The sequence below is a fragment of the Rhodococcus pyridinivorans genome, from assembly GCF_900105195.1.
Lineage (GTDB): Bacteria > Actinomycetota > Actinomycetes > Mycobacteriales > Mycobacteriaceae > Rhodococcus > Rhodococcus pyridinivorans.
Map to the genome: position 1 here is coordinate 3,513,790 of NZ_FNRX01000002.1, position 20,771 is coordinate 3,534,560.

The 20,771-nt window shown below is 68.9% G+C and carries 19 protein-coding genes and 1 pseudogene; 10 read left to right on the top strand and 10 right to left on the bottom strand.

From position 1 onward, the window contains the following. Positions 1–14 precede the first annotated feature (14 nt). Positions 15–1,703: a DAK2 domain-containing protein gene (locus BLV31_RS16665; protein ID WP_064060938.1), complete on the bottom strand. Its 1,689-nt coding sequence runs from the start codon at positions 1,701–1,703 to the stop codon at positions 15–17. A gap of 233 nt (positions 1,704–1,936) precedes the next feature. Here BLV31_RS16665 and rpmB point away from each other — a divergent pair, with 233 nt between their 5' ends. Together rpmB and BLV31_RS16675 are read left to right on the top strand one after the other, a co-directional pair. Beyond that, positions 1,937–2,128, top strand: coding sequence for a 50S ribosomal protein L28 (gene rpmB, locus BLV31_RS16670; protein ID WP_006551201.1), 192 nt, complete (start codon positions 1,937–1,939; stop codon positions 2,126–2,128). Between the two features lie 88 nt (positions 2,129–2,216). Next, on the top strand, positions 2,217–3,032 hold the full coding sequence (locus tag BLV31_RS16675) for an enoyl-CoA hydratase/isomerase family protein (RefSeq protein WP_006551200.1): 816 nt from the start codon (positions 2,217–2,219) through the stop codon (positions 3,030–3,032). Between the two features lie 22 nt (positions 3,033–3,054). Here BLV31_RS16675 and BLV31_RS16680 read toward each other — a convergent pair whose 3' ends face one another. From BLV31_RS16680 to BLV31_RS16690, 3 genes are read right to left on the bottom strand one after another with little or no spacing between them, the layout of a single operon-like run. Then, positions 3,055–3,783, bottom strand: a complete 729-nt coding sequence (locus tag BLV31_RS16680) for a uracil-DNA glycosylase (RefSeq protein ID WP_064060937.1) — start codon at positions 3,781–3,783, stop codon at positions 3,055–3,057. 3 nt (positions 3,784–3,786) lie between these two features. Further along, complete coding sequence (locus BLV31_RS16685; protein WP_006551198.1) at positions 3,787–4,314, bottom strand: gamma carbonic anhydrase family protein; 528 nt, start codon at positions 4,312–4,314, stop codon at positions 3,787–3,789. Between the two features lie 45 nt (positions 4,315–4,359). Beyond that, positions 4,360–5,331, bottom strand: a complete 972-nt coding sequence (locus tag BLV31_RS16690) for a thiamine-phosphate kinase (RefSeq protein ID WP_052227379.1) — start codon at positions 5,329–5,331, stop codon at positions 4,360–4,362. A 96-nt stretch (positions 5,332–5,427) separates the two neighbouring features. Between BLV31_RS16690 and BLV31_RS16695 the strand changes: the two genes are divergently transcribed. Further along, positions 5,428–6,042: a DUF3515 domain-containing protein gene (locus BLV31_RS16695; protein WP_024100608.1), complete on the top strand. Its 615-nt coding sequence runs from the start codon at positions 5,428–5,430 to the stop codon at positions 6,040–6,042. A 75-nt stretch (positions 6,043–6,117) separates the two neighbouring features. Here BLV31_RS16695 and scpC read toward each other — a convergent pair whose 3' ends face one another. Further along, on the bottom strand, positions 6,118–7,659 hold the full coding sequence (scpC, locus tag BLV31_RS16700; protein WP_039587366.1) for a succinyl-CoA:acetate CoA-transferase ScpC: 1,542 nt from the start codon (positions 7,657–7,659) through the stop codon (positions 6,118–6,120). 349 nt (positions 7,660–8,008) lie between these two features. Here scpC and BLV31_RS16705 point away from each other — a divergent pair, with 349 nt between their 5' ends. The 5 genes and pseudogenes from BLV31_RS16705 to BLV31_RS16730 all read left to right on the top strand — a co-directional run bounded on the left by BLV31_RS16705 (position 8,009) and on the right by BLV31_RS16730 (position 13,712). Beyond that, complete coding sequence (locus BLV31_RS16705; RefSeq protein WP_064060936.1) at positions 8,009–10,195, top strand: RecQ family ATP-dependent DNA helicase; 2,187 nt, start codon at positions 8,009–8,011, stop codon at positions 10,193–10,195. Between the two features lie 216 nt (positions 10,196–10,411). After that, positions 10,412–10,918: a diaminobutyrate acetyltransferase gene (gene ectA, locus BLV31_RS16715; RefSeq protein ID WP_064060935.1), complete on the top strand. Its 507-nt coding sequence runs from the start codon at positions 10,412–10,414 to the stop codon at positions 10,916–10,918. A 61-nt stretch (positions 10,919–10,979) separates the two neighbouring features. Beyond that, positions 10,980–12,269 (top strand): diaminobutyrate--2-oxoglutarate transaminase, encoded by a 1,290-nt coding sequence (ectB, locus tag BLV31_RS16720; protein ID WP_006551192.1) that lies wholly within the window; start codon positions 10,980–10,982, stop codon positions 12,267–12,269. Positions 12,270–12,327: 58 nt separating this feature from the next. After that, on the top strand, positions 12,328–12,726 hold the full coding sequence (locus BLV31_RS16725) for an ectoine synthase (protein WP_006551191.1): 399 nt from the start codon (positions 12,328–12,330) through the stop codon (positions 12,724–12,726). Between the two features lie 49 nt (positions 12,727–12,775). Beyond that, positions 12,776–13,712: pseudogene (locus BLV31_RS16730) on the top strand (D-isomer specific 2-hydroxyacid dehydrogenase family protein). Positions 13,713–13,750: 38 nt separating this feature from the next. On the opposite strand, the gene ligD reads toward BLV31_RS16730, so the two are convergent. Continuing rightward, on the bottom strand, positions 13,751–14,689 hold the full coding sequence (gene ligD / locus BLV31_RS16735) for a non-homologous end-joining DNA ligase (RefSeq protein WP_006551189.1): 939 nt from the start codon (positions 14,687–14,689) through the stop codon (positions 13,751–13,753). A 134-nt stretch (positions 14,690–14,823) separates the two neighbouring features. Here ligD and BLV31_RS16740 point away from each other — a divergent pair, with 134 nt between their 5' ends. Further along, on the top strand, positions 14,824–16,362 hold the full coding sequence (locus BLV31_RS16740; RefSeq protein ID WP_064060953.1) for an ATP-dependent DNA ligase: 1,539 nt from the start codon (positions 14,824–14,826) through the stop codon (positions 16,360–16,362). Positions 16,363–16,367: 5 nt separating this feature from the next. Continuing rightward, positions 16,368–17,213, top strand: coding sequence for an NAD-dependent protein deacetylase (locus BLV31_RS16745; RefSeq protein WP_064060934.1), 846 nt, complete (start codon positions 16,368–16,370; stop codon positions 17,211–17,213). Positions 17,214–17,218: 5 nt separating this feature from the next. Here BLV31_RS16745 and proB read toward each other — a convergent pair whose 3' ends face one another. The 4 genes from proB to rplU all read right to left on the bottom strand — a co-directional run bounded on the left by proB (position 17,219) and on the right by rplU (position 20,583). Further along, positions 17,219–18,322, bottom strand: a complete 1,104-nt coding sequence (proB, locus tag BLV31_RS16750) for a glutamate 5-kinase (protein ID WP_006551186.1) — start codon at positions 18,320–18,322, stop codon at positions 17,219–17,221. Between the two features lie 51 nt (positions 18,323–18,373). Continuing rightward, positions 18,374–19,831: a GTPase ObgE gene (obgE, locus tag BLV31_RS16755; protein WP_019289071.1), complete on the bottom strand. Its 1,458-nt coding sequence runs from the start codon at positions 19,829–19,831 to the stop codon at positions 18,374–18,376. Between the two features lie 140 nt (positions 19,832–19,971). Further along, positions 19,972–20,235 carry a 50S ribosomal protein L27 gene (gene rpmA / locus BLV31_RS16760; RefSeq protein WP_006551184.1) on the bottom strand — a complete coding sequence of 88 codons (264 nt, stop codon included), beginning with the start codon at positions 20,233–20,235 and terminating at the stop codon, positions 19,972–19,974. Positions 20,236–20,271: 36 nt separating this feature from the next. Beyond that, positions 20,272–20,583 carry a 50S ribosomal protein L21 gene (gene rplU, locus BLV31_RS16765; protein WP_006551183.1) on the bottom strand — a complete coding sequence of 104 codons (312 nt, stop codon included), beginning with the start codon at positions 20,581–20,583 and terminating at the stop codon, positions 20,272–20,274. Between the last annotated feature and the right edge of the window lie 188 nt (positions 20,584–20,771).

Below are 20,771 nucleotides of genomic sequence, written 5' to 3' on the forward strand. Positions count from 1 at the left end.
TCGCGGCGCACCGGCTACTCGACGCCGAGCTGCAGCAGGTCGCCGCGCTGACCGCCCTGGTAGACCACCACGTCGATCTCCGGGTGACGGCGATCGAGGTGGGCGGCCAGTTGCTCGACGAGTCCGTCGGGGGCGTCGGCGCCGACCAGCATCGTCACGAGCTCGCCGCCCGCGGCGAGAATCCTGTCGAGCAGCGACGCTCCCGCTGTCACCAGATCATGCTCGATCACTACGACATCATGGCCGGCCAGTCCGAGACTGTCGCCGGGCTCGCACGTTCCGACCCAGGTCAGCGCGCGTTCGTTCGCGTACCGCAGCGATCCCCAGCGCACGCACGACGCCGCCTCCGACATCGCGAAGGCGTCGTCGACCGTCGCGCGCATCGGATCGTGCACGGCCAACGAGGCCAGCCCCTGGACGACGGAGGAGGACGGCAGGAACATCACGTCACGGTCGTCCCGCCGCGCCCGGGCGCCCACGGCGACGACGTCCTGCGCGGAGAGCGCACCGTTGGGCAGCACCAGGACGTCCCGGCTCGGCAGTGCCCGGATCGCCTCGAGCAGTTCGTCCGGGGCTGAGATCTCCTCGGCCCGCAGCACCCGGGCACCCTCCGCCTCGAACAGTTCGGCCGCGCCCTCGCCGCCCACCACTGCGAGGACCGCCCGGGACTGTTCCTCCGCCGACTCGGCACGGACCCGGGCGGGAGCCGTGCCCAGCGCCACGGGACCGTCGCCGCACCCGCGACGCGCGGACTCGAGCGCGAAGCACGTGATGTCGATGCGGGTCAGCGAACCCGCCGCGAGACCGGCCTCCACGGCAGCTCCGGGCTCGCAGCAGTGCACGTGAACGGACCAGCACCCCGATCCCCCGGAAACGATCGCGACCGAGTCGCCGAGCGCGTCGAGGGAGGACCTCAAGGCATCCATGCGCGCGTCGTCGGAATTCCCGACGAGATACATCACTTCGTACTCCTGCTGGTCGCTGTCGTGACGTTCGTCGACGATCTCGGGTTCGACGACAGGCCGCGAGGTGCCGGCGAGCACCATCCGGCGATCGGGCCGTATTCCGGTGGTGACCTCCACCAGGCAGTCGAGCAGCACGAGCAGGCCGAGGCCGCCGGCGTCGACGACCCCTGCCTCGGCGAGGACGTCGAGCTGGGTGGTGGTGCGCTGCAGCGCGTCGGCGGCGGCGTCGGCACTCGCGACGGCGACATCGCACACGGTCGCATCCGTCTCCGAGGCGACGCGGGTCGCGCCCTCGGCCGCAGCTTCGAGGACGCTGACGATGGTGCCCTTCGCGGGTGCGCTGAGCGCTCCGGTCACGAGCGTCGCGGCGTTGGAGAAGGCGGCGGCGAGGTCCCGGGCGCCGACCGTCGTCAGTCCCGCGATCGCGTCGGCGAGACCGCGCAGTGCCTGTGCCAGGATGATCCCGGAATTGCCCCGCGCCCCGGCGAAGGCACCACGCGCGAGCCCTTCGGCGACGTCGGATGCGGTGAGCGCGCCGTCCACGGGCCCGCCGATCCGGGCCGCCGCGGCCTGCAGGGTGATCAGCAGATTGTTTCCGGTGTCCCCGTCGGGCACCGGGAAGACGTTGAGCGAGTTGATCTCCGCTCGGCGCTGTTCGAGCGCTTCCACACCGAACTCGACCCACCGGCGCAGCGCCCGCCCGTCCACCGTGTCCTCGGCTCCGAGCAACGATTCCACCCCCTTCGCCTCGTCCTGCGAGCATCGTCCACCTCTGCGATCGGTACCGTTGCGCACGGTGCCGAGCCCTGGCGAACAGGTTAGCCGCGAGTCGTCGCACCGTCCGGTTTGGCCAACCGCCCTCGAGTTCGCTAAGCTTGCCGGGTTGCCTCGCACGGGCGGCTCGTTCCCCGTGTTCGCAAGGCGAAACAACAGACAGAAGATCTATCCACTAGACACAAGGAGTTCGCGACATGGCTGCCGTCTGCGACGTATGCGCCAAGGGCCCCGGCTTCGGGAAGTCGGTCTCGCACTCGCACCGGCGTACCAACCGTCGCTGGAACCCGAACATCCAGAGCGTGCGCGCTCAGGTTGCACCGGGCAACACCCGCAAGATGAACGTGTGCACCTCCTGCCTCAAGGCCGGCAAGGTCGTCCGCGGCTGATTCCCGGTCGAGTCGTCGCGAAGGCCCCCTGCGCTGATTGCGCAGGGGGCCTTCGCCGTTCGATCCTGCGGCCCGATATCGTGCGGGAATGACCGAGAACCAAGTTTCCTTCCCCGACAGCGACTCTCTCCGTTCACTGGTGAGCGTGGAGGACCGCGTCCTGCGGATCGCCGTGGCGACCTCCGAGCACGGCACCTCCCTGTCCCCCGCAGGGATGGAGCAGGGCATCGCAGCCCTGCGTGCGGCAGGCCCGGAGATCGGCGCCGTGCTGCTCGTCGGTGAGGGTGCGAACTTCTGCGCGGGCGGCAACGTCCACGGATTCGCCGCGGCCGAGGACCGTGGCGCCCACCTGCTCGAGATCGCGAACCTCTTCCATGACTTCGTGCGCGCACTGGAGAAGGCGGCCGTGCCGGTCGTCGCCGCCGTGCACGGCTGGGCCGCCGGCGCCGGCATGAGCCTGGCGCTGCTCGCCGACATCGCGCTCGCCGGCCCCGGCACGAAGATGCGCGCCGCGTACCCGTCGATCGGCTTCTCCCCCGACGGCGGCATGTCGTGGACCCTGCCGCGGATCGTCGGCCCGTCGCGGGCACGGGAGATCATCATGACCGACGCCGTGATCGGCGCCGACGAAGCCGTGCGCCTGGGTCTGCTCAGCCGGCTCGTCGCCGACGGCGAGATCCAAAGCGAAGGGTTACGACTCGCACGAACCCTCGCGCACGGCCCCACGCAGTCCTACGCCGCCATCCGCTCGCTCGTGGCGGGCTCGGCCGGACGATCGCTGTCCGACCACCTCGATGCCGAAGCCGCCTCGATCTCCGCGGCCGCGACGACGCCCACGGGTATCGAGGGTGTCGACGCCTTCGTCGCCAAGCGGCGTCCGGACTGGGATTCGGCCCGCGCCTGACATCCGGGCGGCGGATCGGTGGTCAGGGCAGTCGCCAGTCCACCGGTTCGCCGCCCTGCTCGACGAGCAGGGCGTTCACGCGGCTGAACGGACGCGACCCGAAGAATCCGCGTGAGGCCGACAGCGGGGACGGGTGCGCCGACTTCACGGTGGGCACACCACCGAGCATGGGTTCGAGGGTCGCCGCGTCGCGGCCCCACAGGATCGCGACGAGCGGGGTACCGCGCGCGACCAGCGCGCGGATCGCCTGCTCGGTGACGGCCTCCCAGCCCTTGCCGCGATGCGAGGCCGGCTGGCCCGGCGCGACGGTGAGGACCCGGTTGAGCAACAGGACACCGTGCTCGGTCCACGGCGACAGGTCGCCCGTGGAGGGCTGCGGCAGACCGAGATCGTCGGTGTACTCGCGGTAGATGTTGGCGAGACTGCGCGGGATCGGCCGTACGGCCGGAGCCACCGAGAAGCTCAGTCCCACAGCGTGACCCGGAGTGGGATAGGGATCCTGCCCGACGATCAGGACGCGGACGGACTCGAACGGCTGTGTGAAGGCACGCAGCACGTTCGGACCGGACGGCAGGTAACTGCGGCCCGCGGCGAGTTCGGCGCGGAGGAACTGCCCCATCGCGGTGATGTCACCTGCGACGGATTCGAGTGCTCGCGCCCAGCCCGGGTCGACGAGTTCGGACAGGGGCCGACCGGCACGGGGCTCGTCCGCTCCCCCGTCCGCGGACTGTGTGTCGACGGTGTCGGCCACCTGTCACTCCTGGTCGATGCGGCGGAGAGCGGTCCGGTAGTAGGCGGCGTTCGCCGCATACATCTCGGCGTTGGGGTCGAATTTGTTCTCGGGGATCTCGTAGCCCTCGCGGACCTTCGCGGGGATGCCCATCGCCATGCGGCGGGGCGGAAGTTCGAAGCGCGGTGGGATCAGGGCGCCGGCGGCGACCTGCGCTCCGGCGCCGATGACCGATCCGTTGAGGACGAGCGAACCCGAGCCGATCAGCGCGCCGTCACCGATCGTGGAGCCCTCGATGTGCGCGTTGTGCCCGACGACGCACCGCGCGCCGATCACGGTGGCCTCGATCGCGGTGCAGTGGATGATCGTGCCGTCCTGGATGTTGGTCTTCTCCCCCACGGTGATCGTGCCGTAGTCCCCGCGCAGCACCGCCGAGGGCCACACGGAGGCACCGGCACCGAGGGTGACGTTGCCGATCACGACCGCGTCGGGGTGAACCCACGCGTCGGGATGGATATCGGGGACACGCTCGCCGAGTGCGTAGACAGCCATGACTGCAGAACCTATCTCGAGCGAACCCCACCCGAAGTGGTCGCCCTAGTGACCAGCGCCCGCCGCAAAGCTCTCCCAGCCTCCGGATCCGTCGCGGCGCTGCCCGTCGACGGTGACGCCGAAGCCTTCCAGGACCACGCCGATCGGCCGCCATCCGTCCGGCAGTGCGACCTCGCGAGGGAAGCACGCTGCGAGGGCATGGTCCTCGCCGCCGGTGAGGATCCACTCCCACGGGTCGGCCGCCAGCACCCGACCGGTCTCGCGGAGTTGCGTGTCGGGAGCGAGCGCACCGGAGTCGAGGTCGATCGCGACCTCCGAAGCCGTGCAGATGTGCTCGAGATCGGCGACGAGACCGTCGGAGATGTCGGTGCATGCGTGGGCGCCTGCTGCGGCCGCTGCAGGACCTGCGGCGTAGGGCGGAGTGGGCACACGATGCGCCGCGACGAGTTCGGGGAAGTCCCGGTTGCCGGCCAGCAGCAGGGCCAGACCCGCCGCGGAACGACCGATGCGACCGGCGAGGGCGACGACGTCGCCGGGGCAGGCGGTGGAGCGGAGCAGCGGTGGCCGTCCGTCGAGTTCGCCGAGCACGGTGACCGAGACGATCACCTGACCCGCTTGCACGAGATCGCCTCCCACGACTCCGGCGCCGATCTCCTCCGCAGCCTCCCCGATGCCCGCCGAGATGCCGTCGAGCACGGCGACGGGAGTCTCGGGCGGACAACCGAGGCCGACGACGAAGGCCGTGGGGCGGGCGCCGACCGCGGCGACATCGGCTCCGTTCTGGGCGACCGCCTTGCGTCCGACCTCTTCCGGGCTCGACCAGTCGAACCGGAAGTGACGTCCTTCGACCAGCATGTCGGTCGAGATCGCGATGCGCCCGTCGGATGCTGTCACGACCGCTGCGTCGTGGCCCGGCCCGACGAGTGTGCTGTCGGGTTGCCGCCGTGCTCTCACCGCGCGCTCGATCACTGGGAATTCGCCGATGTCGGCGACGGTGGGTCCGCTCGGGTTCGTCACGGTGACGGTCGCCTCTTTCTCGGTCGGCGGTGGGAGAGAGCCGGCACGTGCCCTGCTACGTTCGATCACGCTACCGCCCCCTGTCCCCGAGCCCGGATGCTGGACACGATGAACGACACCTCTGCTTCCGATCGCGAACCTTCCGACGACGCCCCCGTCGAGGCACCCGGATCGGACGGGATGCGACGCAGTCCCGCTCTGATCGCCACGGCGATCGCACTGCCCGTCGCCCTGCTGGTCGGAGTGGTGGTGGCGGCCGTGATCGTGTCGCAGTCACCGGTGAATACACCCGTGGGTCTCGGTCCCGTGCCCGCTCCGGAGGCGGAATCCGAATCCTGCTCGCAGTTGCTCGACGCGCTGCCGGAGGAGCTCGGCGACTACACGCGCGCCGAACTGGCCGATCCGGCACCGGTGGGTGCTGCGGCCTGGCAGTCGGACGACGGCGAGGAGGTCGTCCTGCGTTGCGGTCTCGACCGGCCCGACCAGTTCGACCGAGCGGCGGCGCTGCAGGTGATCGACGACGTGCAGTGGTTCGAGGTGTCGGGCGCCGAGCAGGGCATCCCGGCGAGTACGTGGTTCGCCGTCGACCGTCCGGTCTACGTGGCCTTGACCGTGCCCGACGGATCTGGGCCGACCCCGCTGCAGGACATCACGGCGACGATCTCCGCGGCGCTCCCGCAGCAGGAGATCGATCCGGCGCCGATCCGCTGAGCCGGACGGACGAGAAAGGTCGGCCCCGGCACCGTGGTGTGGTGCCGGGGCCGACCGTGTTCGTCGCCGCGTCGATCAGGACGCGTGCATGGTCCCCGTGCGCTGGTAGCGCTCGTGGAAGGAGAACGCCTCACCGAGCAGGTGCGGGGTGTGACCTGCTCCGGGGGTGGCTTCTGCGCGCTCGATGTAGTCGAGCAGTTCGGCGCGGTAGTCGGGATGCGCGCAGCGCTCCACGACGACCCGCGACCGACGGCGGGGGGACAGTGCGCGCAGATCGGCGAGACCCTGTTCGGTCACGATGACCTGCACGTCGTGCTCGGTGTGGTCGACGTGCGGCACCATCGGGACGATCGACGAGATCGCGCCGTCGCGGGCCGTCGACGGGCTCAGGAACATCGACAGGTAGCCGTTGCGCGCGAAGTCGCCGGAGCCACCGATGCCGTTCATGATGCGGGTGCCCATCACGTGGGTGGAGTTGACGTTGCCGTACACGTCGGCTTCGAGCATGCCGTTCATGGCGATGATGCCGAGTCGGCGGACGATCTCGGGGTGGTTGCTGATCTCCTGCGGCCGCAACATGATGTGGTCGCGGTAGAAGTCGATGTTCTCGACGAAGTCGTTCAGCCCCGCTTCGGACAGTGCGAGGGAAGTCGCCGAGGCGAACCGGACGGTGCCGTGTTTGACGAGGTCGAGCATGCCGTCCTGGATGACCTCCGAGTAGCAGGTCAGCCCCCGGTACGGTCCGCTGTCGAGACCGGCGAGAACGGCGTTGGCGACGTTGCCGACACCCGACTGCAGCGGAAGCAGCGTGTCGGCGGGCAGCCGTCCCGCGGCGACCTCGTGCGCGAAGAAGTCGAGGACGTGGTCGGCGATGGCCCGGCTGGTGGCGTCGGGCGCCGTGAGCGCGGTGGCGCTGTCGGAACGGTCGGTCTCGACGACCGCGACGACGCGTTCCGGATCGATCCGGAAGTAGGGCTGGCCGATGCGGTCCTCGACGTCGGTGAGGTCGATCGGACGACGGTTCGGGGGAAGCGCGGTGCCGTAGTAGACGTCGTGCACGCCGTCCATGGCGGCGGGGATCCACGAGTTGACCTCGAGGATCACCTTCTCGGCGACGTCGAGCCAGGTCTTGTTGTTACCGATGGACGTGGCGGGGATCAGCTCGCCCGTCTCCGTGATGCCGGAGATCTCGACGACGGCGACGTCGATGTGTCCGTAGTAGCCCTCCCAGACCTGCTGGGCGACGTGCGACAGGTGTATGTCGACGTAGTCCATCCGGCCTTCGTTGATCCGCCCTCGGGCGGTGGGCTCTGCCTGGTACGGCATACGCAGCGCGATTCCGTCGACGTCGGCGAGCATGCGCTCGGTGTCGGAGGCCACCGACGCTCCGGTGAGCAGGTTGATCCGGAAGTCGCCGCCGGTCGCCCGCGTGCGCCGGATGTGTTCGGCGAGGGCCGGGGTCACTGCCTTCGGGGTGCCTGCGCTGGCGAAGCCGCTGATGGCGACCGTGTCGCCGGGGCGAATCCACTGGACGGCGTCCTGAGCCGACACGATCTTCTTGCGGTAGGTCTCATGACGTACCCGAGCCTCGGCCGGGGTCACGACGACCGACTCCACAGACGGCGCTGCGGGGGATGAAAGGGCTGCGTACATGACGACGACCATAGCGACGCGGATGATCCGCTCATCACACTCGGTCCGGATCAGCGATCGCCGTCACCAATTCGGACACAGAGTGCCACGAGTCGCACTCCAAGATCGATGCAATCGGGAGTTGTTGTTTCGCAAGCTTTTACAGCATGATCTCTGCCACGCCGACTGACACTGGGTGCCACCCTCTTTCGTGAGAGCCACTCCGTCGCTATCTCTACGGTATCTCCGTTCGCCGCCGCATCAGTACCGTTCGCCGCCCCCGGAGAACCGTTCACCGTCGCCGTGACGGAACGTCGTCGGGCACGATTGCAGCATGACGAACTCCACCGACCTGTTGCGCGACGATGCCGAGCACCTCCTCCGCGAGCTGGCAGGCCCCGATGCCCGGCTCCGCGACGACCAATGGGTCGCGATCGAGGCGCTCGTGGTACACCGTCGCCGCGCCCTCGTCGTCCAGCGCACAGGCTGGGGAAAGTCGGCCGTCTACTTCATCTCCGCCAAACTGCTGCGCCGGCAGGGCCGCGGTCCCACGGTGATCGTGTCGCCGCTGCTCGCCCTGATGCGCAACCAGGTCGCGGCCGCCGAGCGGGCGGGCGTCCACGCCGCGACCATCAACTCCGGCAACGTGACGGAATGGGCGGCGATCCACGAGCGGATCGCGGCGGGTGAGGTCGACGTCCTCCTCGTCAGCCCCGAACGCCTCAACAACCCCGACTTCCGCGACCAGGTCTTGCCCTCCCTCGCCCGCGACGCCGGATTGGTGGTCGTCGACGAGGCGCACTGCGTGTCGGACTGGGGTCACGACTTCCGGCCCGACTACCGCCGCATCCGCACCCTCGTCGCCGAACTCGGCGACGACATCCCGGTCCTGGCGACGACCGCGACCGCCAACGACCGGGTGGTCGCCGACATCGCCGCCCAGCTCGGTGTCGGCGGAGGCAGCGACCTCGGTGGAAGCAGCAATGCCGGCTCCGACGGCACGCTCGTGCTGCGCGGCGGCCTCGACCGTCCGTCGCTGCACCTGTCGGTGGTGCGGATCGACGAACCGGCACGACGCGCAGCATGGCTCGCGCAACATCTGAAGGATCTGCCGGGCTCGGGCATCGTGTACGCGCTGACGGTCTCCGCCGCCCGCGACCTCGCGGCGCTGCTCACCGACCACGGCTATGCAGTGGCGGCATACACCGGTCAGACCGAACCGACCGAACGTGAACAGCTCGAGGCCGATCTCCTCGACAACAAGGTCAAGGCGCTCGTCGCGACCTCGGCACTCGGCATGGGCTTCGACAAGCCCGACCTCGGCTTCGTGGTGCACCTCGGCGCTCCCTCGTCCCCGATCTCCTACTACCAGCAGGTCGGGCGTGCGGGTCGCTCCACCGAACGCGCCGAGGTGGTTCTGCTCCCCGGCCCGGAGGACCGCCGGATCTGGCAGTGGTTCGCCTCGGTCGCCTTCCCGGACGAGGCACTCGTACGCCGTGTGATCGCAGCGCTCGATACCGAACGGCCGGTATCGACACCCGCGCTCGAACCGCGGGTCGACCTCACGCGCTCCCGCCTGGAGATGGTCCTCAAGGTCCTCGACGTCGACGGAGCGGTGAAGAGGGTCAAGGGTGGCTGGATCGCCACCGGGCAGCCCTGGATGTACGACGAGGAGCGCTACGGGCGGCTCGAGGAGGCGCGCGCCGCGGAACAGGAGGCGATGCTCGAATACGAACGCACCACCGAATGCCGCATGGTCTTCCTCCGCCGTCAGCTCGACGACCCCGATCTCGACACCCGGACCCCCGGCTGCGATCACACCGCCGGAGGCCCCGGCTGCGATCACACCGCCGGAGGCCCCGGCTGCGGCCGGTGCGACAACTGCATCGGCTCCCGGTGGGAGACGTCCGTCGGCGACGACGAGGTCGCCCGCACCCGCGCCCGGCTCGAACGCCCCGGTGTGGATCTGCCGCCTCGCCGGCAGTGGCCCACGGGAATGTCGACCCTCGGGATCCCGCTGTCGGGCCGGATCACGGACGGTCCGCACCCCGGGCGAGTGCTGGGCAGGCTGTCGGATCTGGGATGGGGACCGCGACTGCGCGAACTGCTCGACGGACCGGACCGCGAAGTGCCGAAGGCGGTGGTCGACGCGTCGATCGCGGTGCTCGCCGCGTGGGACTGGGAGGAGCGGCCCACCGCCGTCATGGCCATGGACTCCCCCACACATCCCCTGCTCGTCGAGTCACTCGCGTCCCGATTGGCACAAATCGGACGATTACGAGATCTAGGTGTATTGCGACGCCGAAGCGGGAATACGGAGCCGACGGCAGCGAACTCGGCATATCGGGTCGCCGCACTGATCGATGCGTGGGAGCGACCCGACAACCTCGGGTCGAGTGGTCCGATCCTTCTCGTCGATGCGGTGACCGACACCGGCTGGACGTTCACGATGGCGGCGAGAACTCTCGTCGCCGCGGGAGCCGACGCGGTGTTGCCGTACGCACTCGCGAGCCCGAAGTAATCGCCACGAGGAGGACCGACGTAACATGTTTGTGACCGGCATCACAACATGCGCTCGACCTGCACGGACCACAGGGTTCCGATCCCGATTCCGGACACGGGCGTGATCTCGACACCGGAAGTTGTTAGGTTGAAAGGACATATGAGGCCCGTCAAGGAAAGAAGTACCCCGACCCCCGACTCGGCTGAATCGAATACCGCGACCACCTCTTCGGAGGTGGCCGCCACCGAGTCCGGTAGTGAGCCGGCTGCAATCGAATTCCGGCGTCCGCGTATCGCCGACGGTAGACGACTCTGGCAGATCGCGCGTGATTCGCAGGTTCTCGACGTCAATTCCGGTTACGCATATGTGTTGTGGTGTCGCGATTTCGCCGACACATCGGTCGTCGCAACGGACGACACCGATCGCCCCGTGGGATTCGTGACCGGCTACCGCCGTCCCGACTTCCCGAACACCCTGTTCGTCTGGCAGGTGGCAGTCGACGCAGACCAGCGTGGACGTGGAGTGGCCGGCCGTATGCTCGACGCTCTGCTCGACCGACTCGAGCCGCTCGGCGTGACCCGTCTGGAAACGACGGTGAGTCCCGACAACGAAGCGTCGATCGCAATGTTCACCGCTCTCGCGCGTCGCCGCGGAACGCATATCACTCGCACCGAGTTGTTCGCGCCCGACGATTTCCCCGATTCACATCTGGCCGAGGATCTCTACACCATCGGCGAATGATCGCAGCGCGTGTGCGCACGACATCTTCGTAATTCTCGAATAATCACAGGAGGACCACGACATGACCATCCTGGAAAACAAGCCCGAGACCACCAGTAAGCCCGATACTGCGATTTTCTCGCACCTCGAATCCGAGGTCCGGAGTTACAGCCGCGGCTGGCCCGCCGTTTTCGACAAGGCATCGGGATCCTGGCTGCGCAGCGAGGACGGCAAGGACTACCTCGACTTCTTCGCCGGCGCCGGAGCCCTGAACTACGGCCACAACAATCCGGTTCTCAAGTCGGCCCTGGTCGACTACATCATGAGCGACGGCGTCACCCACGGCCTCGACATGTACACCGTCGCCAAGCGCAAGCTGCTCGAGACCTTCGAGTCGCACGTGCTCGCGCCGCGCGGCCTGGACTACAAGGTCCAGTTCCCCGGCCCGACCGGCACGAACGCCGTCGAGGCGGCGCTCAAGCTCGCCCGCAAGGTGACCGGTCGCGAGTCGATCATCAACTTCACCAACGCTTTCCACGGCATGACCCTGGGTGCGCTGTCGGTGACCGGTAACTCGATGAAGCGCGCCGGCGCGGGTATCCCCCTCGTCCACGCCACGCCGATGCCGTTCGACAACTACTTCAACGGCGTCACCGAGGACTTCCAGTGGTTCTCGCGCGTCCTCGACGACGCGGGCAGCGGCCTGAACCGTCCGGCCGCGGTCATCGTCGAGACCGTGCAGGGTGAAGGCGGCGTGAATGTTGCTCGCCCCGAGTGGCTTCGCGCTCTGGCCGACCTGTGCAAGGAACGCGACATCCTGCTGATCGTCGACGACGTGCAGATGGGCTGCGGCCGCACCGGCCCGTTCTTCTCGTTCGAGATCGCCGGCATCACGCCCGACATCGTGACCCTGTCGAAGTCGATCGGCGGATACGGAATGCCGCTGGCGCTCACCCTGTTCAAGCGTGAGCTCGACGTGTGGGGCCCGGGCGAGCACAACGGCACCTTCCGCGGCAACAACCCGGCTTTCGTGACGGCGGCTGCCGCCCTCGAGCACTACTGGGCCGACGACAAGCTCGAGCGCGACACCCTGCGCAAGGGCGAGCGCATCCGTCAGACCTTCATGAACCTGTCGGACATGTTCGACGGCGTCTCGACCCGCGGCCGCGGCCTGGTCCAGGGCCTGGTCTTCGACAAGCCGGAGGACGCCGACAAGGTTTGCGCCCTGGCCTTCGAAGAGGGTCTGCTCGCCGAGACCTCCGGTCCGTCGGACGAGGTCGTCAAGCTGCTGCCGCCGCTGACCATCACCGACGACGAACTCGAGTTCGGGCTGAACATCCTGGCGGAAGCGACCGCCAAGGTCCGTTCCTGAGCGGTCCCCCGCTCCGCCCGTTCCGAACCCACTTGCAGAAGAAGGACTTTCGACACCCATGATCGTTCGTACGACAGAAGAGATCACCGGCACCGAGCGCGACGTCGTCTCGGAGGACGGCCAGTGGCGCAGCAAGCGCATCGTCCTCGCCGGCGACAAGGTGGGCTTTTCGTTCCACGAGACCACCATCGAACCCGGCACTGTCAACGAGTTCCACTACGCCAACCACGTCGAGGCCGTATGGCTCGTCGAGGGCACCGGCAAGCTCCAGGACCTCGACAACGACGTGGAGTACGACCTCGCTCCGGGCACGATGTACCTGCTCAACGGACACGAGCGTCACCGCGTGCTCCCCGAAACGCGCATGCGCATGCTGTGCGTCTTCAATCCTCCGGTCACCGGCCGTGAGGTGCACGACGAGAACGGTGTGTACCCGTTGATCGTCGAACCTGCCTGAGCGCGGTAACCACGTGACCGATGCGGGGCGGACGCTTAGAGTCGAGACCATGACTCCCGAGCGTGCGCCCCGCATCGCTGTCGGCCCCGAGCGCGACCCCCGTTTTCGAACGGGCGGTCACGGGCGGGGGCGGCGTGCCCTGCGGACTCGAGGAGACCCCCGACGCGCTCGTCTGGACGGCCGGGCCGCAGGACTTCCCCGAGGTCCTCCCCGCCTCCGTCCGCTGGGTGCAGCTACCGTCCGCCGGTGTCGAGTACTGGCTGTCGCAGGGCGTCGTCAAGGCCCATCCTCGCGTCACCTGGACGTCGGCGGCCGCGGCCTACTCCACGACCGTCGCCGAGCACGCGCTCCTGCTCCTGCTCGCCGGGGTCCGGGCCCTGCCGGCCCATCTGGCGGCCACCTCGTGGACACCCGAGAGTCTCGCGCCGGTCGTCGGCACCCTCCGCGGCGCGACGGTCGGGATCATCGGCGCCGGGGGTGTCGGCCGGGCGCTGATCCCGATGCTGGCCGCGCTGGGGGCGCGCGCGCTCGCCGTCACCCGCAGCGGTCGTCCCGTGCCGGGAGCCATCGAGACGTTCCCCGTCGAACGTATCGACGAGATATGGCCTCTGGCAGATCATTTCGTCATCTCCGCGACGGCCACTCTCGACGTCGAGCAGCTCGTCGGCGCAACCGAGCTCGCAGCGATGAAGTCCACGGCGTGGGTCGTCAACGTCGCCCGGGGCGATCTCGTCGACACCGACGCCCTCGTCGCCGCTCTCCGATCCGGCGCGATCGGTGGTGCAGGGCTCGACGTCACCGATCCCGAACCGCTCCCCGAGGATCATCCGTTGTGGACGCTCCCCAACGCCGTGATCACTCCCCACGACGCCAATCCACCCCCGCTGCGCATCCCGGCCTATCTCGAGCACGTGATCGAGAACGTCACACGCTTCGCATCCGGCCTCGTGCCGATCGGGGTCGTCGATCCCAGCGCCGGCTACTAGGCCACGTCTACCGGGCCACCGTTACCGGGCCATAGGGCTCACTCCGACGGCTTCTCGTCGCGTTCCGCCCATTCCAGGAGCGGATCGAGGGAGAAGACCGCGTCGTCGATACCCGAGTGCAGGTCGCCGAGTTCCTCGAACCGCTTCGGCACGGTCCGGATCGTGAAGTCCCGCGGTTCGAGGTCGTCGATCTCCTCCCACCGCACCGGAGTGGAGATCGTCGCCTCCGACACACCGCGGACCGAATAGGCACTGGCGATCGTGTGGTCGCGCGAGTTCTGGTTGTAGTCGACGAAGACCGCCGACGGGTCGCGTTCCTTGCGCCACCATGCCGTCGTCACGTCGCCGGGCGCGCGTCGTTCCACCTCCCGCGCGAAAGCCCATGCGGCCCTTCGGACGTCGTCGAACTCCCATTCCGGCGCGATCCGGACGTAGACGTGCAGGCCGTCGCCGCCCGAGGTCTTCGGCCAGCCCACGGCACCGAGTTCGTCGAGCACCTCGTGCGCCACCTTCGCGACACGCCGGACCCGGTCGAAATCGCAGTCGGGCATCGGATCGAGGTCGATCCTCCACTCGTCGGGTCGCTCCACGTCGCTGCGCCGCGAGTTCCACGGATGGAACTCCACGGTGGACATCTGCACGGCCCACACGACGTCGGCGAGATGGGTCACGCACAGTTCGTCGGCATCGCGGTCGTAGCGCGGGAAGTGCACCCGCACGGTCTCGACCCAGTCCGGAGCCCCGCGCGGCAAACGCTTCTGGTGTACCTTCCGCCCTTCGAGCCCGTCGGGGAACCGGTGCAGCATGCAGGGCCGTTCGCGGAGTGCCCGGACGATCCCCTCCCCCACGCTCAGGTAGTAGTTCGCGAGGTCGAGCTTGGTCGCCCCGATCTCGGGGAAGTACACGCGCTCGGGGTGCGAGATGCGCACCGTGCGACCGTCCACGTCGAGTTCGACTGCATCGGCGTCCTTGCTCATCCGCGTCTCCCGTCCCTCCCTGCGTGGAGGCGTCCTGTGCACTATCCTGGCCTCTCGATTCCCACCCCGTGCGGAATTACACCCCGGCGCGCGATTTCCTCCGCGTGGCACGTCCGGGCGCTAACGTCGAAGCGATGCTGCTGCACTCGGTTGTCGACACCTCCGTCGCCGTCGCCGCCACACGGTCACGACGCACCAAGATCGATCTGCTGCGGGAATTACTCGGGCGCGCCGAACCTCACGAGGTCGAAGCGGTGGTCTCATGGTTGTCCGGAGAGATGACCCAGGGTCGCCTGGGTGTCGGTTTCCGCACCCTCGCCGGCCTCTCCGCACCGGTCGCCGACGATCCCGTGCTCGACGTCGACGAGGTGTCCGGCTTCCTCGACCGCCTCGCCGGCATCTCCGGTTCCGGATCCACCGCCGCGCGGCAGCAACTGCTCCTGGATCTGTTCGGACGGGCCACCGAGGCCGAGCAGCGTTTCCTCGTCGCGCTCCTCGGCGGTGAGCTGCGGCAGGGCGCGCTCGAAGGGGTGATGACCGATGCGGTCGCAGCGGCAGCCGGTCTCCCCGTCGAACCGGTCCGTCGGGCGGTGATGTTGTCGGGCCGACTCGCGCAGGCCGCAGCGGCGGCCTTCGAGGGTGGTGTCGACGCGCTGGCGGAGTTCGGCCTGGAGCTCGGCCGACCGGTCCGGCCGATGCTCGCCTCACCCGCCGAGTCGCTCGAGGCGGCACTCATCGAGTTCGACGGGGCGGTGAGCGTGGAGTACAAACTCGACGGTGCACGCATCCAGGTGCACCGCCACGAGGACGCGGTGTGGATCTTCACCCGCACGCTGCGCGACATCACCGCATCGGTCCCCGAACTGGTCGAACTCGTCCGGGCGCTGCCGTGCCGCAGTGTCGTGCTCGACGGCGAGACACTCGCGCTCACCGATGCCGGCCGTCCCCGACCGTTCCAGGAGACCATGAGCCGGTTCGGTGCCCGCTCCGAACGCGAACTGCTTCTCCACCCGTACTTCTTCGACTGCCTGCACCTCGACGGCGCCGACCTGCTCGACGAGCCGCTGTCGGTGCGTCGCGACCATCTCGCCCGCGTCGCGGGTGAGCACCGCATCCCCGCGCTCGTCGCTCCGGACGCCGACAGCGCCGAGGCGCACCTCGGTGACTCGCTCGGCAACGGTCACGAGGGCGTCATGGTGAAGTCGCTCACATCGACCTACACCGCCGGCCGCCGGGGCCGAGCCTGGCAGACGGTCAAACCCGAGCACACCCTGGATCTCGTGGTGCTCGCCGCCGAATGGGGTTACGGGCGCCGCACCGGCTTCCTGTCCAACCTGCACCTCGGTGCCCGCGACCCCGACGGTGGTCCGCCGATCATGGTCGGGAAGACGTTCAAGGGACTCAGCGACGCGCTGCTGCAGTGGCAGACAGAGGAATTCCCACGCCACGAGACACACCGCGACGAGCACACCGTCCACCTGCGACCCGCGATCGTCGTCGAGATCGAACTCGACGGAGTGCAGACGAGCAGCCGCTATCCGGGCGGGGTGGCGCTGCGCTTCGCACGGGTGCTGCGGTACCGGCCCGACAAGTCGGCCGCCGACGCCGACACCATCGATGCGGTCCGCGCGCTGCTGCCCGCGGCACCGGTTCCCGGAAGCCGCCTACCGTAGAAGGAGTGATCGACGTTCCACTCCGTTCCGACGACCTGCCCACTCTCCTGCACGGCCGTCGGATCGCTGTTCTCACCGGCGCCGGGCTGTCGACGGACTCCGGTATCCCCGACTATCGCGGACCGGACTCGCCGCCCCGCAACCCGATGACCTACCAGCAGTTCGTCGGCGACGCGGAGTTCCGGCAACGCTACTGGGCCCGCAACCACGTCGGCTGGAAGCACATGGACGCCGCCCGCCCGAATCCCGGGCACCGGGCGCTCGCGGCCCTCGAACGCGCCGGTTCCGTCGTCGGCGTGATCACCCAGAACGTCGACCTGCTGCACACGAAGGCCGGCAGCCGGCAGGTCATCGACCTGCACGGCACCTACGCGCAGGTCCGATGCCTGTCGTGCGAACACCGCATCTCGCGGTTCACGCTGCACGAACGGCTGTGCGCGGCCAATCCGGGATTCGACGACCGGATGCGCGCGACGACCGGTCTCGAGGTCGCCCCCGATGCGGACGCGGTGGTCACCGACACCGAGGACTTCGTCGTCGTCGACTGCGAGCGCTGCGACGGGATGCTCAAACCCGACATCGTGTACTTCGGGGAGACGGTGCCGCGCCCGCGCGTCGATCTCGCCTTCTCGGTGGTGGACGGTGCCGACGCCCTGCTGGTCGCCGGGAGTTCACTGACGGTGCAGTCGGGGTTGCGGTTCGTACGTCGCGCCGTGCAGCGGAACATCCCGGTGGTGGTGATCAATCGTGGCCCCACCCGCGGGGATGCGCTGGCGATCCTCAAGCTCGAGGCGGGTACCTCGGAGACCCTCGCTTTCCTGGCCGACGCGGTGACCGCACCGACTTCGTGAGGTTCTCAGACCACCCGGACGAGGTCGTCGGCGTGCACGACGGGTCGCTGGAGATCCGGCGGCAGCTGACCGGTCGAGAAGCCGATCATGAAATCGAGTTCGGACGCGTCGTAGGCCACCACCCCGCGCGCGACCGTGCGGCCGTCGGGCGCGACGATGCCGACGACGTCGCCGGCGTGGAAACCGCCACTGGTGCCGGTGATTCCGGCGGCGAGCAACGAGCGTCGCCGCTCCATCACGGCCCGCACGGCACCCTCGTCGAGATACAGCGAACCGTGGACGTCGGCGGCGTGCCGCACCCAGAAACGCCGCGCCGACAGACGCTGTGGGCGGGCCGCGAAGGCCGTGCCGACGTCGGCGGCGCCCAGCGCACGATCGGCCTGGGAGGCCGCGGCGAGCAGCACCGGCACGCCGGAGTCCGCCGCGAGACGGGCCGCGGACAGTTTCGACGCCATGCCACCGGTGCCCAGCGCGCCGCCCGACCCGGCGACCACACCGTCGAGATCCTCGGGGGTGCGGACCTCGGGGATGAGGTTCGCGGAGCCCTTGCGGGGATCCCCGTCGTACAAGCCGTCGACGTCGGACAGCAGGATCAGCGCGTCGGCGCCGATGAGATGCGCGACGAGTGCAGCGAGCCGGTCGTTGTCGCCGAAGCGCAGTTCGACGGTCGCGACGGTGTCGTTCTCGTTGACCACCGGCACCGCCCCGAGCGAACGCAGCCGGTCGAGGGTGCGTTGCGCGTTGCGGTGCTGAGTGCGCCGGCCGATGTCGTCGGCGGTGAGGAGCACCTGGCCCACCGTGCGGTCGTAGCGGGCGAAGGAGGTGCCCCAGGCGTGGGCGAGGGTGAGCTGCCCGACGCTGGCCGCGGCCTGCTTTGTCGCGAGATCACGCGGCCGACTCGTGAGACCGAGCGGTGCGAGCCCGGCACCGACCGCACCCGAGGAGACCACGATGACACTCGAACCCGTGCGGATGCGGGCCTCGATGGCATCGACGAGACGATCGAGCCGGCCACGGTCGAGTCCACCCACCAGGCTCGTGATCGCCGACGAGCCGATCTTGACCACGACGCTGCGGGCGTGGGAGACGACCTCCCGGGTGTCGCTCATGTTCTCCTCGGTACGCTTCGGGTTTCCTGAACGGTGGGGGCGCGCGGACGGTTACTCGAACTCGTCGTCGGTGGCCAGGCCGCGGCGCACCTTCTTCGCGTGGCGACGCTCGGCAGCGCCGACGCGGTCGACCTGGTCGAGACGGGCATCGGTGCCGCGACCGGTGGGCACGACGTCCACGCCGGCCTGCGTCTGCGGTTCCCACTCGAAGCCGACCTCGCCGATGGTGACCCAGCATCCGGGTTCCGCGCCGAGCTTGACGAGCTTGTCCTCGACGCCGAGACGGGCGAGTCGGTCGGCGAGGTAACCCACGGCCTCGTCGTTGTCGAAGGCCGTCTGGCGCACCCACCGCTCGGGACGGGTGCCCCGCACGATGAATCCGCCGGGCACCTCGGGATCGCGGACCACGGTGAAGGCCTCCTCGTCGCGGGCGACGGGACGGATCACCGGGCGGGTGGGCGCGGCCGGCGGATGCGCCGCCCGGTACTCGTCGACCATCCTCGCGAGGGCGAACGTCAGCGGACGCAGGCCGTCGCGGCTCACGGCCGAGATCGTGAAGACCGGCCAGCCACGGGCCTCGAGTTCGGGGGTGACGAACTCGGCGAGTTCTTTCGCGTCGGGCACGTCGGCCTTGTTGAGGATGACGATGCGGGGGCGCTCGGCGAGGTCGCCGAGTCCGCTGTCGCCCGACAGCGCAGGCTGGTAGGCGGCGAGTTCGGCCTCGAGCGCGTCGATGTCGGAGATCGGGTCGCGGCCGGGTTCGAGGGTCGCGCAGTCGACAACGTGCGCGAGCACGGCGCAGCGCTCGAGATGACGGAGGAAGTCGAGGCCGAGGCCGCGACCCTCACTGGCGCCGGGGATCAGGCCGGGCACGTCGGCGACGGTGAAGGTCGTGTCGCCCGACTGCACCACACCGAGATTCGGCACGAGGGTGGTGAACGGGTAGTCGGCGATCTTCGGCTTGGCGGCCGACAGCACCGACACGAGCGACGACTTGCCGGCCGAGGGGAAGCCCACGAGGCCGACGTCGGCGACGGACTTCAGTTCGAGGACGAGGTCGAGTTCCTCGCCTTCCTCACCGAGGAGCGCGAAGCCGGGGGCCTTGCGTGCCTTCGACGCGAGTGCGGCATTGCCGAGACCACCGCGACCGCCGTGCGCGGCGACGAAACGCGTGCCGGTGCCCACGAGGTCGGCGAGGATGCGGCCGTCGCGGTCGAGTACGACGGTGCCGTCGGGAACCTTCAGGACGAGGTCGCCGCCGTTGGCACCGTTGCGGTGGCCGCCGGCGCCCTGGGCACCGTTGGTCGCCTTGGCGTGCTGGTGGAAGTGGAAGTCGAGCAGGGTGTGGACGTTCCGGTCGACTTCGAGGACGACATCGCCGCCGTTTCCTCCGTTACCGCCGTCGGGGCCGCCGAGCGGCTTGAACTTCTCGCGGTGGACGGAGGCGCAGCCGTTGCCGCCCTTGCCGGCGCTGACGTGCAGCACCACCCGGTCGATGAAGCGGGACATGGGTGGACCTTCTCTCGTCCTAAAAAACAAACCTGGTGATCAACGCAACAAGGGCGGGTCAGGGTGTGCGACCCTGGCCCGCCCCTATTGGGAGTATGTCGCGGGAGCTGGTCCCGCGGTGTCCGTTACCGGACGGCAGATCAGGCGTCTGCCGCAGCCGGAACGATGTTGACGGTCTTGCGACCGCGCTTGGTACCGAACTCGACGGCACCGGCCGCGAGGGCGAACAGCGTGTCGTCGCCGCCGCGTCCCACGTTCACGCCGGGGTGGAAGTGGGTGCCGCGCTGGCGCACGATGATCTCGCCGGCGTTGACGGCCTGGCCACCGAAGCGCTTGACGCCGAGTCGCTGTGCGTTCGAATCGCGACCGTTACGGGAGCTGGATGCGCCCTTCTTGTGTGCCATGACGAACCCTCCTGGGGTTGAAGCTCGAAGCTCGGTTTACTTGATGCCGGTGACCTTGACGACCGTCAGCTTCTGACGGTGGCCCTGGCGCTTGTGGTACCCGGTCTTGTTCTTGAACTTGTGGATGCGGATCTTCGGGCCCTTGGTGTGCTCGACGATCTCGCCGGTGACCGAGACCTTGGCCAGCTTGTCGGCGTCGGTGGTCAGTTCGGATCCGTCGACGACGAGGACCGGGGCAAGCGAGACAGCAGCGCCGGGCTCACCCTCGATCTTCTCGACCTTGACGAGGTCGCCTTCAGCGACCTTGTACTGCTTACCGCCGGTCTTGACGATCGCGTACGTTGCCATCGGACGGCTACCCCTTGCTTCTTCGAACGTGCTCGCGCCACAGTGCTGCGGACGCGACTGGTCTGGTGTGGTTGCTGACTCGGGTCCCGCCGGCATCCTGAATCCGGACGCGGCTGGGCACTATCGCCGAGTAGCGACTGAACAAGATTACGGGAAGGTGACTCCCAGGGTCAAACCGGGTGGCACGG

What these genes read in the sequence shown, in the direction of transcription:
- BLV31_RS16705 (WP_064060936.1), top strand. Translation starts at nt 8,009, where the DNA reads ATGACGAACTCCACCGACCTGTTGCGCGACGATGCCGAGCACCTCCTC.
- proB (WP_006551186.1), bottom strand. Translation starts at nt 18,322, where the DNA reads ATGAGCGACACCCGGGAGGTCGTCTCCCACGCCCGCAGCGTCGTGGTC.
- ectB (WP_006551192.1), top strand. Translation starts at nt 10,980, where the DNA reads ATGACCATCCTGGAAAACAAGCCCGAGACCACCAGTAAGCCCGATACT.
- obgE (WP_019289071.1), bottom strand. Translation starts at nt 19,831, where the DNA reads ATGTCCCGCTTCATCGACCGGGTGGTGCTGCACGTCAGCGCCGGCAAG.
- BLV31_RS16725 (WP_006551191.1), top strand. Translation starts at nt 12,328, where the DNA reads ATGATCGTTCGTACGACAGAAGAGATCACCGGCACCGAGCGCGACGTC.
- rplU (WP_006551183.1), bottom strand. Translation starts at nt 20,583, where the DNA reads ATGGCAACGTACGCGATCGTCAAGACCGGCGGTAAGCAGTACAAGGTC.
- BLV31_RS16740 (WP_064060953.1), top strand. Translation starts at nt 14,824, where the DNA reads ATGCTGCTGCACTCGGTTGTCGACACCTCCGTCGCCGTCGCCGCCACA.
- BLV31_RS16675 (WP_006551200.1), top strand. Translation starts at nt 2,217, where the DNA reads ATGACCGAGAACCAAGTTTCCTTCCCCGACAGCGACTCTCTCCGTTCA.
- BLV31_RS16695 (WP_024100608.1), top strand. Translation starts at nt 5,428, where the DNA reads ATGCTGGACACGATGAACGACACCTCTGCTTCCGATCGCGAACCTTCC.
- BLV31_RS16685 (WP_006551198.1), bottom strand. Translation starts at nt 4,314, where the DNA reads ATGGCTGTCTACGCACTCGGCGAGCGTGTCCCCGATATCCATCCCGAC.
- ligD (WP_006551189.1), bottom strand. Translation starts at nt 14,689, where the DNA reads ATGAGCAAGGACGCCGATGCAGTCGAACTCGACGTGGACGGTCGCACG.
- rpmB (WP_006551201.1), top strand. Translation starts at nt 1,937, where the DNA reads ATGGCTGCCGTCTGCGACGTATGCGCCAAGGGCCCCGGCTTCGGGAAG.
- rpmA (WP_006551184.1), bottom strand. Translation starts at nt 20,235, where the DNA reads ATGGCACACAAGAAGGGCGCATCCAGCTCCCGTAACGGTCGCGATTCG.